We start from the raw sequence: 14,355 nt of genomic DNA on the forward strand, positions 1-14,355 counted from the left end.
GCCTCCCCAAAATGAGTGATCCAAAAGCACCCGTCTCGCAGTGAATGCGGGGCGGGTGTTTCTTTGAGAGGGGCCAAGATACATCGACGAGATGTGTGGCAGCCGCGCGACGGCTGTGTCATGAGAGGATATGTCGGATTCTCTTGCCAGAAAAACCCAACCGCTGCTTGATGAAAGCCTGCTGACGTTTTTGCCACCGTTCTCCAAGCTGGAATCGCGGCAAATCAGGGCGATTCTGGATCAAGCCACGACACGGCGTGTCGAGGAGGGAGCTGCCATTTTCGACGAAGGTGCGCCTGCGGAGCGGTTCTATCTGTTGTTGGACGGATATGTTCGGGTGGTCCGCCTGTCCCCGACCGGAGAGCGCATCACCGCGCTTCATATCCCGCCCGGGCAGCTGCTGGGCATCGCGCGCGCACTTGGCCGAACCGACTACCCCGCAACGGCAGTTGCGGCAGCGGAATCGATTGTTCTGAGTTGGCCGACACGGTTATGGGACAGCTTTGCCGCCGAGTATGAAGGCTTTTCGACCGAGACTTACGCAGTTGTCGGCAAGCGGCTTGAAGAGATGAGCGAGCGGATCATGGAGCTTGCGACACAGCATGTTGAGCAACGGGTTGCCAACGCGCTGGTTCGGCTGATCAACCAAAGTGGCCGCAAGGTTCCGGGCGGAATAGAGATCGACTTTCCGATCACCCGTCAGGACCTGTCGGAGATGACTGGCACTACATTGCATACGGTGAGCCGTCTTCTAAGCGGTTGGGAAAAGCAGGGGCTGGTGAAAAGCCAGCGCAAACGCATCATGGTCTGCGACGCCCACGCGCTGGTGGTTCTGAGCCAGCCCTAACGCGGCACGCTTGATCTAGACGCCGGTTTCTATGACCGCACGCAGCTCGTCGATGAACGTGTCGTAATCCAGATGGTATTCGATGCAGGCATCCATAACGGCGTGAAACGGGGCGATCATGCACCCCACGCACAGCATTTTATGGCGCAGGAAGACCTCGATAGTTTGGGGCCAGCGACTCATCAAGTCCTGCAAGGGCAGGTCAGGGTCGTCGAATTTCCTGTGAGGCATCGCATGTCCTTTCACCCTTTTGATACCATCCCTTCCGCTTGAAACTTTGCTCTGGCGCAAACTCTGTGTTTTCGGTGCGGGTTAAGTCCGAGCCATCCCGAAGCAAGAGGAGGCCCGAGAATGGCTGAGTTTCTTACCAAATCGCGGGCGCGCAATATCTTCTACGGGGGATCATTATTCTTCGTGGTTATCTTCATTGCGTTGACCGTTCAAAGCCACAAATACGTGGTAGAAGTATCGACCGCCGGCATGCCGCTGACCGAAGAGGTGGCGCTTGGCAAACATGTGTGGGAGCGCCACTCCTGCATCAACTGCCACTCACTACATGGCGAGGGTGCATACTTCGCGCCCGAGCTTGGCAACGTCATGACCCGCTGGGACGTGCAAGAAGACCCAGAAGCTGCCTACGAGACATTGGACGGCTGGATGAGTTCCCAACCATCGGGCATCGAGGGGCGTCGCCAGATGCCGCTTTTCGAGATCACCGAAGAAGAGATGCGCGGCTTGTCCGAATTCCTTCGCTGGGCCGATCAGACCGACACGCAGGGCTGGCCGCCCAATGACGCGGGTTAAGGAGACAACATCATGAAATATCAATCTCAAAAAGTCGCGATGGCCTATTTCGTCTGCGCCATGGCGCTGTTCGGAATTCAGGTGATCGGTGGGCTGCTCGCCGGCTGGATCTACGTCTCGCCCAACTTCCTGTCGGAGCTGTTGCCCTTCAACATCATCCGCATGATCCACACCAACGCGCTTATCGTCTGGCTGCTGCTGGGCTTCTTTGGTGCGGCCTATTTCCTTGTGCCAGAGGAATCAGAGCGGGAAATCTACTCGGTCAAGTTGGCTTACCTGCAACTGATCATCCTGATGGTCGGCACGCTGGGCGCGGTCGGCTCCTACCTTGTGGGCATCCACGGCGGGCGCGAATTTCTTGAGCAACCGCTCTGGGTCAAGTTCGGCATCCTCGTCGCGGCGCTGATCTTCCTGTTCAACATTTCCATGACGGTGCTGGCGGGTAAGAAAACCGCGATCACCAACGTACTGCTGATGGGCCTGTGGCTGCTGTCATTGCTATGGATTTTCGCCTTCATCAACCCCGACAACCTGTCGCTCGACAAGATGTACTGGTGGTTCGTGGTTCACCTGTGGGTGGAAGCCACGTGGGAGCTGGTCATGGCCGCAATCCTCGCCTTCTTGCTGTTGAAGCTGACCGGCGTGGACCGGGAGGTCGTGGAAAAATGGCTCTATGTCATCGTCGCCACGGCACTGTTCTCGGGCATCCTTGGCACCGGGCACCACTTCTATTGGATCGGCTTGCCGGGCTACTGGCAGTGGATCGGGTCCATCTTCTCGACCTTCGAGGTGATCCCGTTCTTCCTGATGATGAGCTTTGCCTTCGTCATGGTCTGGAAGGGCCGCAAGAACCACCCCAACAAGGCGGCACTTTTGTGGTCGCTGGGGTCCAGCACGGTTGCCTTCTTCGGCGCCGGTGTCTGGGGCTTTCTGCACACGCTGCACGGGGTAAACTTCTACTCTCATGGCACGCAGATCACCGCCGCGCATGGTCACTTGTCCTTCTACGGGGCGTATGTGGCGCTGAACCTGGCGATGTTCACCTATGCAATGCCGATGCTGCGCAACCGTGAGCCTTATAACCAAGTGCTCAACATGGCGTCGTTCTGGTTGATGACGGGTGGCATGGCGTTCATGACCTTCGTGCTGACCTTTGCCGGCACCATCCAGACGCATATGCAGCGTGTGGTGGGCGACTATTACATGGACGTGCAGGACGCGCTGTCGATCTTCTACCTGATGCGCTTTGGCGCAGGGGTGGCGGTCGTCGCTGGTGCCATTCTGTTCATCTACGCCATGCTGGTTGTCCGTAAGCGTGAAGTTATCACGCCCGGCTCGGCCAACCCTGTTGCGGGGGAGTAGATGATGAACATGCAGACAACACCACACCTGCCGTTCTATCACGCGACGGCGCGCGAATGTGAGCTGTTCGAAACGGCGTATGAAAATGGTTTGCCCCTTCTTTTGAAGGGGCCGACCGGCTGCGGCAAAACCCGCTTTGTCGAGCATATGGCCGCCAAGTTGGGCAAGCCGCTTTACACGGTGGCCTGCCATGACGACCTGTCGGCAGCCGACCTGATCGGGCGCTACCTGTTGAAAGGCGGGGAGACGGTCTGGGTCGACGGCCCGCTGACCCGCGCGGTGCGTGAAGGCGGCATCTGCTACCTCGATGAGGTGGTGGAGGCCCGCAAGGACGTCACCGTGGTCTTGCACCCGTTGACCGATACGCGGCGCACGCTGATGATCGACCGGACGGGCGAGGAACTGGTGGCGCCCAAGGGCTTCATGTTGGTGGCGTCCTATAACCCCGGCTACCAGAACGTGCTGAAGCGGCTGAAGCCGTCGACGCGCCAGCGGTTCTTGTCAGCGTCGTTCGACTTCCCGACCCCTGAGATCGAGATTGCTGTTGTCGCGCAGGAAAGCGGGCTGGATGCCGGGCGCGTGGCCCCGTTGGTACGGCTTGCCGGCCATATCCGCGCGTTGTCCGGCATGGATTTGGAGGAGGGGGTTTCCACCCGCCTGTTGATCTACGCAGCCACCTTGATGGCCAGCGGCATGGGGGTGGACCAAGCCCTTGAGGCGGCGATTATCGAGCCTCTGAGCGACGAGCCGGATGTGGGTCTGGCTTTGCGTGATCTGATCTCCACGATCTACGGATAAGTGCAATGAAGCTCCTCGATCTCATGGAACCCGAAGAAACGGTCGGCAACCTGTGGCATGACATGGCCAGCGGGATCGGGGCGCATATTTCATACCCCGAGGCGGGTGTTACACTCGCCTCGGTTCGGCCCAGCCTTGCGGTGCTGTTTCGCGCCTTGGGTGGTGCCGCGGGCGTTGAACTGGGTGAAGCCCCTGCAACGCTTGCCCGTCACCGTCGGCCGCTGCGCCGCAAGCTGGGGGCCGAACGCGACCGCGAATGGATCGCGGGCTTTGACGGGGAGCGCTTGGCGCTACCACCGGTCATCGCGGATTTCCCAGAGGCGCGGCTGAATCGTGCCGCCTATTTCTGGCTGACGGCTCTGGCCGCCGTAACGGATGTGTCGGCGCTTGATCTGTCGGGCGAGGGGGCCGCATCGGATTGCGCCCAAATTCGCGCCAATGCCACCGCCGCCGATCAGGCCTACGCGGCCTGTCCGGGGTTGAGCGACGCCTATGCTGAAATGGTTCAGCATTGCGCGGCCAACAGGCCCGACGTGACGCGCCCCGCACAAGAAGGCATCATCGAGACCGCCCTGCGTGACCAGCTTTGTGGCGGGACGCCCGTCATGGTGAGCAAAGACACCCCGCGCGGCTACATGCCGTTCGCGCCGGTACCGATCTGGCTGCGGTTTTCGCCCGCCGGTTCAGGGGCCGCCGCGAGCGAGGAACACGCAGACCCCGCCGCCCCGCCACCCAATGCCGCGACCACCACGCGAAAGCTTGGCAGCCGCAAGGATCAGGAGCAGCAAAACCGCAAGGATAGCTTCATCATCCACCGTTTCGAGTCGATCCTGTCTTGGGTCGAGTCGATGAACATCAACCGCAGCGTGGATGATGACGACGACGAGAACGCCCAGAAGGCGGCGGATGATCAGGACGAGATTGTCTTGTCCAAGCATGACCGCAAAGCCGCGACGCGCTTGCGGCTGCATCTGGACCTGTCGCCGTCGGACGCGGATCACGAAGCGCTCGCGGGCAAGCACATCTACCCCGAATGGAACCACCGCAGCCGCAGCTATATGGACGGTCATTGCCGTGTGCTGGATGCCCCTGCACAGCCTGATCCGGCGTCCATCTACCGTCCCAACGAGCGCCGCATCCGCGAGGTGCGCCGCCAGTTTGAAGCCCTGCGCCCGCGCCGCATTCTGCAACCGCGGCAGGTGGATGGCACGGAGCTGGACCTTGACGCGCTGTTAACGGCGCGCGCTGATCTACTGGCCACCGGACGCGGCTCCGACCGGATCTGGCAAAGCGCGCGGCAGGTTGAACGCGATCTGTCCGTGGCGTTTCTTATCGACACGTCGCGCTCGACTGAAGCCGCGATTGGCGACACCTCGGTGATCGAGGTTGCCCGAGAGGCCATGGCGTCGCTGGCCGCCGGCATCGACGCGGCGGGGGACAGGTTGGGCATCTGGGGCTTTTCATCTCTGCGTCGCGACCGCGTTTTCCTGACCCGTTGCAAAGGGTTCGAGGCCCCGATGAACGCCGAGGTGACCAACAATATCGGTGCATTGAAACCCGGCCACTACACGCGACTGGGGGCCGCCATCCGTCACGTTAGCGCGCAACTGGCCGAGGAGCCGAGCGCGCGAAAGCTGCTGATCGTGCTGACCGATGGCAAGCCGAACGATCTTGACCACTACGAGGGCCAGCACGGCATCGAAGACAGCCATATGGCCGTCAAGGAAGCCCGTCGCGCGGGGCAGAACCTGTTCGGCGTTATTATCGACGAGGACGGGCAGGACTGGTTTGCCCGCATCTTCGGGCGTGGTGGCTTCGCGTTGTTGCCCAACCCTGAACGTCTTACGCGGGCCTTGCCCGACATTTACCGCACACTCACGCAGGAGGTTTGACATGCGTATCCTTGCCCCCCTCTTTTTCCTGATGACGATGCCTGTTTGGGCCAGTTCATTTGACCGCCCGATCCCGCAGGCGCAATCTGCCACGGCAGAGTTCTGGTTCGCCTTGGGCAGTCTGGGCTTAATCGCGGCGCTGTATCTGGTGCACAGACTGGTCTCTCGCAGATGACCGATAAGGGCTGGTCTGTTGCGCGTATCGCGGTGGTCCTTTACCCGTTCGGGGCAGGGGCCATGGCGGTGAACGTGTTTTTCGCCTCTCTGATCTTCAGCTGGATCAGTGGGCCCGTTCTGACGGCCTTCTGGTCGATCGCGATTGGTTGTGTGATTGGCATTCCCGCCACATGGTATTTCGCCCGCCATATCCGCTATCTTATGGATACGGCAGACGCCCGCAGCGCAGACTAAGGAACACGACATGGCAACTTCATCCGCAGAGCAGATGCGCGCGTGGCAAGGTCCGGCGCTGTTCAGTTTCGGCTTCCGCCCGTTCTTTTTGTTCGGGGCGGTTTGGGTCTGTTTCGCGATGCTGCTGTGGATACCCGCATTGTCTGGTGCGGTGACGTTGCCCACGCGATTCGATCCCGTCTCCTGGCACGCGCATGCGTTCCTGTTCGGCTATCTGGGCGCGGTGCTGGCAGGGTTCTTGTTGACGGCGGTTCCGAATTGGACCGGACGCCTGCCTTTGGTTGGCTGGCCGCTGGCGGCGATGTTCGGGATATGGCTGGCGGGACGTGTGGCGGTGCTGTTCTCGGAGTTGCTACCGTCTGGAGTCGCCCCTACGATTGATCTGGCATTCCCCGTTATCCTTGGCGCGGTGATCCTACGCGAGATTGTCGCCGGAAAGAACTGGCGTAACCTGATGGTGCTGGGCCTGCTTGCGGTCTTCACCTTGGCGAACCTGCTGTTTCACATCGAAGCCGCGCAAGGCGAAGTTGCGGCGCAGGGCGTCGGCCTGCGGCTGGGCGTTGGCACCGGAGTGATGATGATCGCGGTGATCGGCGGGCGCATCGTGCCGTCCTTTACCCGCAACTGGCTGGCCCGAGAGAACAAGGACGCGCGACCGATCCCGCCGATGCAAATGTTCGACAAGGGTGTCTTGCTAGGCAGTGTCGCGGGATTGCTCCTTTGGGTTTTGCGTCCTGAAAGTGGGATCACTGGTGTCGCTTTGCTGGCTTTGGGCGTGCTGCATCTGGTGCGGATGGTGCGCTGGAAAGGGCATCACACCGGCGGTGAGGCCTTGGTCTGGGTGCTGCATGTCGCTTATGCCTTCATTCCGCTGGGCGCGATTGTCATCGGGCTGGCGATTGTGCTGCCTGATCTTGAGCTGACGCAATCAGCGCAACATCTGTGGATGGCGGGCGCGATTGGGGCCATGACCTTGGCGGTGATGACCCGTGCGACGCTGGGACATACCGGGCAGAGCTTGCATGCGGGCGGTGGGACGCTGGTTATCTATCTCGCGCTGTTCGGGTCGGTCGCCGCGCGGGTATTCGCCGGAGGAGAGCCGGTGTTCTATCATATCTCGGGCTTGCTGTGGATCGTCGCCTTTGGCGGCTTCGTCGTGGCCTACGGGCCGCTATTGCTGCGCCGCAAAGACGGTACCTGAGCCCATGAGCTGGACAGCCTTTGCCGCTGTTTTTGTGGCGTTCTTCATGACTCATTCGATCCCCGTGCGCCCCGCAGTGAAGTCGCGGATCGTCGCGCGGATTGGCGCGGCGGGGTTCGGAATGGCCTATTCTGCGCTATCGGTTGCCATGCTGGCCTTGCTGATCTGGGCTACAGGGCAAGCGCCGTTTGAAGTGTTGTGGTCACAAATGTCGTGGCATCGCCACGCGGTTCATCTGGGCATGCTGGCGGTGTGTTTGATCCTAGCGCTGTCGCTTGGAAGGCCTAACCCGTTTTCTTTTGGCGGGGCGCGGAATGATGAATTTGATCCGGCCAAAGCGGGCGTTGTCAGATGGTCCCGCCATCCGGTTTTGCTGGCGCTGGCCCTTTGGGCAGGGTTGCATTTGCTGCCAAACGGTGACCTTGCCCATGTGATCATGTTTGGCACGCTTGGAGGCTTTGCGGTCATCGGACGCCTGTTGATCGACAGGCGCAAACGGCGCGTTATGGGCGCGGAACGGTGGCAGGCGTTGCGCGATGCGACCCGCGCAGCCCCGCGCTTCTACCGCCCGCGCTCTTGGCTGGAACTGGTGGTGCGCCTCGGCGCAGGCGTCGTGGCATTCGTAACGCTATTGTGGCTGCATCCGGTGGTGATCGGCGTGCCCGCGCTCTAGGACGCGCGGGAGTAACGCACACCTTCTGGAACATGCGCATCAAAGCAACTTGCGATAATGCGGGTCAGCGCGCGGCCTTCGGGTTTGATCTCGAGACATTGGTTTTGCAGCGATACCAGCCCGTCAAACTTGGCGGCGACCTGCGGTAAAAGCGGTGCGATATTCGCCACTTGCGGGCCAAACTCTTCTTGCAGGTCCGCGATGTCCAACCTGAAATCACACATCACGCGCTCGATTGCGCGGGCGCGGATTTGATCGTCGAAATTCATCTCGTATCCGCGTGTACCTGCAAGCTGGCCTGCCGTGGTGCGCTGGATGTAGGCCGCCGTAGCGGGGGCGTTCTGGATATAGCCGTTGGGAAAACGCGATATGGACGACGCGCCAAGCCCGATCAGCGTCTGGCAGGTGTCAGCGGTGTAGCCTTGGAAGTTGCGGCGCAAACGGCCCGTGCGGCGGGCCGTGTCCAGCTCGTCACCGGGGCGGGCGAAATGGTCGATACCCACGGCGGGAAGGCCGGCGCCCTCGAACCGTTCCGCCGCAAGCTGCGCAAGATGATAGCGGGCCAGATCGTCGGGCAAGGCGTCCTCGTCAATCAGCTTTTGCCGCTTCGATACCCAAGGAACATGGGCATAGCCGAACAGCGCCACGCGGTCCGGCGCGAAGGTCAGGACCTTGTCGATGGTGTCGGAAATGCGCGCCTCGGTTTGGTGCGGAAGCCCGTAAACCAGATCGGTGTTGAGCGAGGTGATCCCCGCCGCGCGCAGATCGTCGACGCAGGCACGGGTGACTTCGAACGGTTGCTCGCGCCCGATGGCGGCTTGGACCAGCGGGTCGAAGTCCTGAATGCCGATGGAGGCGCGGGTCATACCCTCGGCGGCTAGCGCGTCAATCTTGGCACGGTCCACCATGGTCGGATCAATCTCGACCGAGAACTCAAAGTCCTCGGCGGGTGGAAAGACATCGCGCACGGCTTTCGCCAGGCGGTGGATCAGGTGCGGTGGCAAAATGGTGGGCGTTCCGCCACCCCAGTGCAGCCGCCCCATGCGTATGCCCTTGGGCAGGGTCGCACGCAGCAACTCCAGCTCGGCTTCCAGCGTCCCGACATAGCTTTCGACAGGGCTGAGGGTCACGGTGCCTTGTGTGTGGCAGGCGCAAAACCAGCAAAGCCGCTCGCAAAACGGGATGTGGAGATAGACAGACACCGGCACATCGGGATCAAGAGAGCCAAGCGATTGCGCTTGGAAATCATCGCGTACATCCGTGGTGAAGACCGCAGCCGTCGGATACGAAGTGTAGCGCGGCACGCGCGCATCAAAGAGGCCGTGAGCCTTGAGGGTGTCTATATGTTCCATGACCCTGCAATGACGGAAATCGACACGGTTGTTTTTGCGCGATATCAAACTTTGCAGAAAAGTTTGCGCGCCGGATGCCATCTGAGGGCGATAAAAGTCTGGCTTGGGAAGATGGTGCTGTGAGAGAGGATTGAACTCTCGACCTCACCCTTACCAAGGGTGTGCTCTGCCACTGAGCTACCACAGCATCTACACTTGCGTGTGGGCGGGGTATTAGGGTGAAACTCTACTCGGTGCAACCCTAATCTGGACCCTTTTACCGCCCTAGGTTAAGACGGTCCCATGAGCGACAAGATGTCCCCGAATAACCCGCCAAAGCCGCCAAACAGCGCACAAGCGCGCGAAGCGCGGTTGAAGGCGGCGTTGAAGGCCAATATGGGACGCAGGAAGCAGCAGGCGCGTGCGCGAAAATCCCCCGACGAGACGGGCAAAAACGAGTCAAAAGGGCAGTAAAATATGGATAAGATCATCGTCACGGGCAACGGTCCGTTGAAGGGGGAGATTGCGATCTCCGGGGCAAAGAACACCTGCCTGAAACTGATGACCGCCGCACTTCTGAGCGACGAGCCGCTGACGCTGACCAACGTGCCGCGCCTGTCCGACATCGGGACATTGTCGGAACTGCTGGAATCCCTTGGCTGCGAAGTGGCGCTGTTGAACGGGGGCAACGTCATGGTGTTGTCTGCCGGTGAAATCACCAACCGCAAAGCCGAATACGAAATGGTACGCAAGCTGCGCGCGTCGTTCAACGTTCTGGGTCCGCTGGTTGCCCGCGAAGGCGAGGCGACGGTGTCGCTGCCCGGCGGCTGCGCCATTGGCGCGCGCAAGGTGGATTTGCACCTGATGGCGTTGGAAAAGCTGGGGGCCACGATCACGCTGGACGAAGGCTACGTACATTGCTCTGCCCCGAACGGGCTGACGGGTGCCGTGATAGAGTTCCCATTCGTCACCGTGGGCGGCACGGAGAACGCGATCACTGCCGCGACGCTGGCGAAAGGCACCACGGTCATCAAGAACGCGGCGCGCGAGCCGGATACTGTTGATTTGTGCAAATGCCTGAGCGCCATGGGGGCCAAGATTTCCGGTGCGGGCACGTCCGAGATTACCATTGAAGGCGTCGACCGGCTGCACGGCGCGACCCACGAAGTGATCGCCGACCGCATTGAATTGGGCACGTTCATGATCGCGCCTGCCATTGCGGGGGGCGAGGTCGAATTGATCGGCGGCCGCCGTGACTTGGTGGACGCGTTTTGCAACAAGCTGGAAGCAACGGGCGTTGTGGTCACCGAAACCGCCCGTGGCTTGAAGGTGTCCCACAATGGCGACCGGCTGAAGCCTGTCGACGTCGAGACCGAGCCCTTCCCGGGCTTCCCGACCGACCTGCAGGCGCAGATGATGGCGGCGCTGTGCCTTGCCGACGGCACGTCGAAACTGCACGAGACGATCTTCGAGAACCGCTTCATGCACGCGCCGGAACTGATCCGCATGGGAGCCAAAATTGACGTTCAGGGCGGTCATGCCACGGTGACGGGTGTTCAGAAAATGAATGGCGCGCCGGTGATGGCGACCGACCTGCGGGCTTCGGTTTCGCTTATTCTGGCCGGTCTGGCCGCCGAGGGGGAGACGACCGTCGGCCGTGTTTACCACCTTGACCGTGGATATGAGCGGATCGAGCAGAAACTGGGTGGCGTGGGCGCGTTGATCAAACGGGTGCCTGAATGAGCCGTGACGCGAGTTTCGAGGACGGCGCCGAGCGGTCCCTTCGCCTGACGGCGGAGGACGCGGATGACGTCACGGTGATCTCGTCGCTTGCGCAGGACGCGGTCTTTCCGGTGAGCGAGATGGCTTGGAAGCCTACGCAACGTCGCTTTGCAGTGTTGTTGAACCGCTTCCGTTGGGAAGATTTGCCTGCCGCCGAACGGCGCGGGCGGGATTTTGAACGTGTACGTGCGGTACTGGCCTTTGATGACGTGACCAAGGTGTCGTCTAGCGGCTTGGACCGGTCCGACCCTGAAATGGTGCTGTCCTTGCTGTCCATCGCGTGGATGGCGGGTGAGGATGGCGCAGGGCGCTTCGAGCTGACACTCGCGGGTGATGGCGCGATTGCACTGGACGCGGAATGCGTGAACATCACGCTGCAAGACGTCACGCGCCCCTACATCGCCCCTTCCCGCAAAGCCCCGAAGCACCCGGAGTGAAAGTCCGGACGCTCACCAGTGCGGATGCGGAGGCGTTTCAAGCGCTGCACATTGAAGGGGTTACCAACTACCCAACTGCGTTTCTGAGGTCGCTCGATGAAGTTCGTGATACGAGTCCGGACGAGGTGGCGCGGATTCTTGATAGCGGCAAGATAATGGGCGCCTTTGCGGGCGAGACGTTGATCGGCCTTGCGGGGCTGGCGCAGAACGGCTTTGCCTCGGCACGGCACCGCGCAATGATCGGCCCGTTCTATGTGAGCACGGCCAGTCAAGGGCAGGGTGCAGCGCAGGCGCTGATGGATGCGCTGGCGGAGAAGGCCAGACAGATGGGTGTGCTGCAACTGGAACTCTACGTCTGGGCAAAAAACCCGCGCGCCCAGCGGTTTTACATCCGCAACGGCTTCGAACAAGTGGGCCGAATTCCACGATCCGTGATCATCGACGGTGAAGAGTGCGACGATTTATTGATGGTACGCGCTTTGGATCGTTGAGCCTTCCGCGCCTGCGCGGTAAGGAGGCGACATGCCTATGTTTCTCAACAGCTCTGACGCTGAATTCGACACTCAATTTGCCCGGCTTCTGACGATGAAGCGTGAAGACAGCCCCGATGTGGACGCTGTCGTTGCAGGGATAATCGCCGATGTGCAATCACGCGGTGACGAGGCGGTTATCGAGTTGACCTCCAAATACGACCGGATGGAGTTGACGCCTGAGACGCTGGCGTTTTCGCGCGAGGAAATGGACGCTGAAATCGCGAAAGTTCCGGCTGAGGAGCGCGCAGCACTTGCGCTGGCCGCCGAGCGCATCCGCGCCTATCACGACCGCCAGATGCCCCAAGACGAAGCGTGGGACGGCCCCCATGGCGAGAGGCTTGGCTGGCGCTGGACGCCGGTCGAGGCCGCGGGGTTGTATGTTCCGGGCGGACTGGCGAGCTATCCGTCATCGGTGTTGATGAACGCCATTCCAGCGCAGGTAGCGGGGGTGGAACGGCTGGTGATCTGCGCCCCCACACCGGACGGGGTTGCGAACCCGTTGGTGCTGCTGGCGGCGCGCTTGTCTGGCGTCGAGACTGTCTACCGCATTGGCGGCGCTCAGGCGATTGCGGCGCTGGCTTACGGCACGGAGACAATCACTGCGGTGGACAAGATCACCGGACCGGGCAATGCATTTGTCGCCGCCGCCAAGCGTCGCGTATTTGGACGCGTCGGCATTGATATGATCGCGGGGCCGTCCGAGATTTTGGTAATCGCAGACAAAGACAACGACCCTGATTGGGTGGCGGTAGATTTGTTGTCGCAAGCCGAACATGACGAAAGCGCACAAAGTATTCTGATCACCGACGACGCGGCTTTCGGCTTGGAGGTCGTTAAAGCAGTCGAGGCACGGCTGGAAACGCTGGAGCGTCGAGCGATTGCCGGACCAAGCTGGCGCGACTACGGCGCGGTGATTGTTGTGCGCGACATGGACGAGGCGCTGGTTCTGTCCGACAGGATTGCGCCGGAACATCTTGAAATTGCTTGTGAAAACGCCGAAGATCTCGCTGCACGGGTGCGCCACGCAGGAGCCATCTTTATTGGCGCATATACGCCTGAAGCCATCGGGGACTATATCGGTGGGCCGAACCATGTACTTCCAACCGCACGATCAGCGCGGTTTTCGTCAGGACTGTCGGTGATGGATTTTGTGAAGCGTACGACGCTAGCCCGCATGACGCCGGAAGCCCTCAAAGCCATTGGCCCTGCGGCAGAGACCTTGGCCATAGCCGAAGGCTTGGAAGCCCATGGATTGTCCGTCCGCGCAAGATTGAATAGGTTAAATGAAGAATGAGTAAACTTTGCGAAGTCACCATCGACGACAGCGGCTTGCCGACACCCACAGCGGAGATCGAGCAAGAGCGCAAAGTCGCTATTTTCGACCTGATTGAAGACAATCTGTTCGACCTACCGCAGGACGGCGCACCGGACGGGCCGTATAAGCTGGACCTGTCCATTCGAGAGCGTCGACTGGTCTTTGATCTGCACACCGAAGGCGGCGACAAGGCGGCGGAGTTCCATTTGTCGCTCGGGCCGTTTCGTCAGGTGGTGAAGGACTACTTCCAGATTTGCGAAAGCTACTTTGACGCCGTCAAGAAGCTGCCGCCAAGCCAGATCGAAACGATTGATATGGCGCGGCGCGGTATTCACAACGAGGGTGCTCGCGTTCTTGAGGACCGGTTGGAGGGCAAGGCTCAGGTCGACACCGATACTGCGCGGCGGCTCTTCACTCTCATTTGTGTTTTGCACTTCGGAGGCTGAGGAAATGGCGGAGGAGCAACCACAATCGGTTCTGTTCTGCTGCGATCACAACGCTGTCCGATCACCTATGGCCGAAGGGTTGATGAAGAAATTCTACGGCACAGACATCTACATCCAGTCTGCTGGCGTGAAGAACGACCTCGACATTGATGGCTTCACCGTGGCCGTTTGCCACGAGATGGGTATCGAGCTGTCCCGCCACCGCACTCGATCGTTCGAGGAAATGCAGGAATGGGGAGACGACCTATCAGGATTTGATCTGATCGTCGCACTAAGCCCCGCATCGCAGCGCCAAGCACTGGAGTTGACACGGGTCTATCACTTGGCCGTCGAGTATTGGCCTATTCTGGACCCGACAGGATTGGGAGAGGGCCGTGAGGAAAAGTTGAATTCATACCGCATGGCCCGTGATCAGATAAAAGACCGGATTTTGACGCGTTTCGGGGCGCCCACAGCGCTTGATGAGGCCTAAGCGCACCAGAAACACCGATAAATCCGGTGTGACGCGATGGCCAAACCCACT

General features: G+C 60.6%; 18 protein-coding genes and 1 tRNA gene. 16 read left to right on the plus strand and 3 right to left on the minus strand.

Annotation, left to right across the window (positions count from 1 at the left end; translation table 11 throughout):
• Nucleotides 1–130: 130 nt before the first annotated feature.
• Nucleotides 131–847 (plus strand): Crp/Fnr family transcriptional regulator, encoded by a 717-nt coding sequence (locus tag BDE40_RS01585; RefSeq protein ID WP_134012201.1) that lies wholly within the window; start codon nt 131–133, stop codon nt 845–847.
• Nucleotides 848–862: 15 nt separating this feature from the next.
• Here the strand turns inward: BDE40_RS01585 and BDE40_RS01590 are convergent, their stop codons facing one another.
• Nucleotides 863–1,078 carry a DUF1858 domain-containing protein gene (locus tag BDE40_RS01590; protein WP_134012204.1) on the minus strand — a complete coding sequence of 72 codons (216 nt, stop codon included), beginning with the start codon at nt 1,076–1,078 and terminating at the stop codon, nt 863–865.
• Nucleotides 1,079–1,198: 120 nt separating this feature from the next.
• Here BDE40_RS01590 and BDE40_RS01595 point away from each other — a divergent pair, with 120 nt between their 5' ends.
• Genes BDE40_RS01595 through BDE40_RS01630 form a run of 8 tightly spaced genes read left to right on the plus strand, consistent with a single transcriptional unit; the run spans nt 1,199 to nt 7,988 of the window.
• Nucleotides 1,199–1,651: a c-type cytochrome gene (locus tag BDE40_RS01595; RefSeq protein WP_134012206.1), complete on the plus strand. Its 453-nt coding sequence runs from the start codon at nt 1,199–1,201 to the stop codon at nt 1,649–1,651.
• 12 nt (nt 1,652–1,663) lie between these two features.
• Nucleotides 1,664–3,013 (plus strand): cbb3-type cytochrome c oxidase subunit I, encoded by a 1,350-nt coding sequence (locus BDE40_RS01600; RefSeq protein WP_134012208.1) that lies wholly within the window; start codon nt 1,664–1,666, stop codon nt 3,011–3,013.
• Nucleotides 3,014–3,016: 3 nt separating this feature from the next.
• Nucleotides 3,017–3,811, plus strand: coding sequence for a CbbQ/NirQ/NorQ/GpvN family protein (locus tag BDE40_RS01605; RefSeq protein ID WP_134012210.1), 795 nt, complete (start codon nt 3,017–3,019; stop codon nt 3,809–3,811).
• Between the two features lie 5 nt (nt 3,812–3,816).
• Nucleotides 3,817–5,703, plus strand: a complete 1,887-nt coding sequence (locus BDE40_RS01610; protein WP_134012212.1) for a nitric oxide reductase activation protein NorD — start codon at nt 3,817–3,819, stop codon at nt 5,701–5,703.
• A gap of 1 nt (nt 5,704) precedes the next feature.
• Nucleotides 5,705–5,878, plus strand: coding sequence for a protein NnrT (locus BDE40_RS01615; RefSeq protein ID WP_134012214.1), 174 nt, complete (start codon nt 5,705–5,707; stop codon nt 5,876–5,878).
• Nucleotides 5,875–6,114, plus strand: coding sequence for an NnrT protein (locus BDE40_RS01620; RefSeq protein ID WP_134012216.1), 240 nt, complete (start codon nt 5,875–5,877; stop codon nt 6,112–6,114). The genes BDE40_RS01615 and BDE40_RS01620 overlap by 4 nt, the downstream gene beginning before the upstream one ends.
• 10 nt (nt 6,115–6,124) lie before the next feature.
• Nucleotides 6,125–7,315, plus strand: a complete 1,191-nt coding sequence (locus BDE40_RS01625) for an NnrS family protein (protein WP_134012218.1) — start codon at nt 6,125–6,127, stop codon at nt 7,313–7,315.
• A gap of 4 nt (nt 7,316–7,319) precedes the next feature.
• Nucleotides 7,320–7,988, plus strand: a complete 669-nt coding sequence (locus tag BDE40_RS01630) for an NnrU family protein (RefSeq protein ID WP_134012220.1) — start codon at nt 7,320–7,322, stop codon at nt 7,986–7,988.
• Here the strand turns inward: BDE40_RS01630 and hemN are convergent.
• Complete coding sequence (gene hemN / locus BDE40_RS01635) at nt 7,985–9,340, minus strand: oxygen-independent coproporphyrinogen III oxidase (protein WP_134012222.1); 1,356 nt, start codon at nt 9,338–9,340, stop codon at nt 7,985–7,987. The genes BDE40_RS01630 and hemN overlap by 4 nt on opposite strands.
• Before the next feature lie 112 nt (nt 9,341–9,452).
• Nucleotides 9,453–9,527: transfer RNA gene (locus BDE40_RS01640), tRNA-Thr, on the minus strand.
• Nucleotides 9,528–9,622: 95 nt separating this feature from the next.
• On the opposite strand from BDE40_RS01640, the gene BDE40_RS18145 reads away from it, so the two are divergent.
• The 7 genes from BDE40_RS18145 to BDE40_RS01670 are packed head-to-tail and all read left to right on the plus strand — an operon-like array spanning nt 9,623 to nt 14,304.
• Nucleotides 9,623–9,793: a hypothetical protein gene (locus BDE40_RS18145; RefSeq protein WP_162848010.1), complete on the plus strand. Its 171-nt coding sequence runs from the start codon at nt 9,623–9,625 to the stop codon at nt 9,791–9,793.
• 3 nt (nt 9,794–9,796) lie between these two features.
• The gene (gene murA, locus BDE40_RS01645) at nt 9,797–11,062 is read left to right on the plus strand and encodes a UDP-N-acetylglucosamine 1-carboxyvinyltransferase (protein ID WP_134012224.1); all 1,266 of its coding nucleotides are present in this window, start codon (nt 9,797–9,799) and stop codon (nt 11,060–11,062) included.
• On the plus strand, nt 11,059–11,538 hold the full coding sequence (locus BDE40_RS01650; RefSeq protein WP_134012226.1) for a DUF2948 family protein: 480 nt from the start codon (nt 11,059–11,061) through the stop codon (nt 11,536–11,538). The genes murA and BDE40_RS01650 overlap by 4 nt, the downstream gene beginning before the upstream one ends.
• Complete coding sequence (locus BDE40_RS01655) at nt 11,460–12,029, plus strand: GNAT family N-acetyltransferase (protein ID WP_134012228.1); 570 nt, start codon at nt 11,460–11,462, stop codon at nt 12,027–12,029. Before BDE40_RS01650 ends, BDE40_RS01655 begins: the two co-directional genes overlap by 79 nt.
• A 31-nt stretch (nt 12,030–12,060) precedes the next feature.
• Complete coding sequence (gene hisD / locus BDE40_RS01660; protein ID WP_134012230.1) at nt 12,061–13,365, plus strand: histidinol dehydrogenase; 1,305 nt, start codon at nt 12,061–12,063, stop codon at nt 13,363–13,365.
• Complete coding sequence (locus BDE40_RS01665) at nt 13,362–13,832, plus strand: UPF0262 family protein (RefSeq protein ID WP_134012232.1); 471 nt, start codon at nt 13,362–13,364, stop codon at nt 13,830–13,832. Before hisD ends, BDE40_RS01665 begins: the two co-directional genes overlap by 4 nt.
• 4 nt (nt 13,833–13,836) lie before the next feature.
• Nucleotides 13,837–14,304: an arsenate-mycothiol transferase ArsC gene (locus tag BDE40_RS01670; RefSeq protein WP_134012234.1), complete on the plus strand. Its 468-nt coding sequence runs from the start codon at nt 13,837–13,839 to the stop codon at nt 14,302–14,304.
• Nucleotides 14,305–14,355 lie beyond the last annotated feature (51 nt).

It is taken from the genome of Litoreibacter halocynthiae (assembly GCF_004365635.1).
GTDB lineage: Bacteria > Pseudomonadota > Alphaproteobacteria > Rhodobacterales > Rhodobacteraceae > Litoreibacter > Litoreibacter halocynthiae.

What these genes read in the sequence shown, in the direction of transcription:
- BDE40_RS01655 (WP_134012228.1), top strand. Translation starts at nt 11,460, where the DNA reads ATGCGTGAACATCACGCTGCAAGACGTCACGCGCCCCTACATCGCCCC.
- BDE40_RS01670 (WP_134012234.1), top strand. Translation starts at nt 13,837, where the DNA reads ATGGCGGAGGAGCAACCACAATCGGTTCTGTTCTGCTGCGATCACAAC.
- BDE40_RS01665 (WP_134012232.1), top strand. Translation starts at nt 13,362, where the DNA reads ATGAGTAAACTTTGCGAAGTCACCATCGACGACAGCGGCTTGCCGACA.
- BDE40_RS01620 (WP_134012216.1), top strand. Translation starts at nt 5,875, where the DNA reads ATGACCGATAAGGGCTGGTCTGTTGCGCGTATCGCGGTGGTCCTTTAC.
- BDE40_RS01590 (WP_134012204.1), bottom strand. Translation starts at nt 1,078, where the DNA reads ATGCCTCACAGGAAATTCGACGACCCTGACCTGCCCTTGCAGGACTTG.
- BDE40_RS01625 (WP_134012218.1), top strand. Translation starts at nt 6,125, where the DNA reads ATGGCAACTTCATCCGCAGAGCAGATGCGCGCGTGGCAAGGTCCGGCG.
- BDE40_RS01595 (WP_134012206.1), top strand. Translation starts at nt 1,199, where the DNA reads ATGGCTGAGTTTCTTACCAAATCGCGGGCGCGCAATATCTTCTACGGG.
- BDE40_RS01630 (WP_134012220.1), top strand. Translation starts at nt 7,320, where the DNA reads ATGAGCTGGACAGCCTTTGCCGCTGTTTTTGTGGCGTTCTTCATGACT.
- BDE40_RS01610 (WP_134012212.1), top strand. Translation starts at nt 3,817, where the DNA reads ATGAAGCTCCTCGATCTCATGGAACCCGAAGAAACGGTCGGCAACCTG.
- murA (WP_134012224.1), top strand. Translation starts at nt 9,797, where the DNA reads ATGGATAAGATCATCGTCACGGGCAACGGTCCGTTGAAGGGGGAGATT.
- BDE40_RS01605 (WP_134012210.1), top strand. Translation starts at nt 3,017, where the DNA reads ATGAACATGCAGACAACACCACACCTGCCGTTCTATCACGCGACGGCG.
- BDE40_RS01585 (WP_134012201.1), top strand. Translation starts at nt 131, where the DNA reads ATGTCGGATTCTCTTGCCAGAAAAACCCAACCGCTGCTTGATGAAAGC.
- BDE40_RS01600 (WP_134012208.1), top strand. Translation starts at nt 1,664, where the DNA reads ATGAAATATCAATCTCAAAAAGTCGCGATGGCCTATTTCGTCTGCGCC.
- BDE40_RS01650 (WP_134012226.1), top strand. Translation starts at nt 11,059, where the DNA reads ATGAGCCGTGACGCGAGTTTCGAGGACGGCGCCGAGCGGTCCCTTCGC.
- BDE40_RS18145 (WP_162848010.1), top strand. Translation starts at nt 9,623, where the DNA reads ATGAGCGACAAGATGTCCCCGAATAACCCGCCAAAGCCGCCAAACAGC.
- hemN (WP_134012222.1), bottom strand. Translation starts at nt 9,340, where the DNA reads ATGGAACATATAGACACCCTCAAGGCTCACGGCCTCTTTGATGCGCGC.
- hisD (WP_134012230.1), top strand. Translation starts at nt 12,061, where the DNA reads ATGCCTATGTTTCTCAACAGCTCTGACGCTGAATTCGACACTCAATTT.
- BDE40_RS01615 (WP_134012214.1), top strand. Translation starts at nt 5,705, where the DNA reads ATGCGTATCCTTGCCCCCCTCTTTTTCCTGATGACGATGCCTGTTTGG.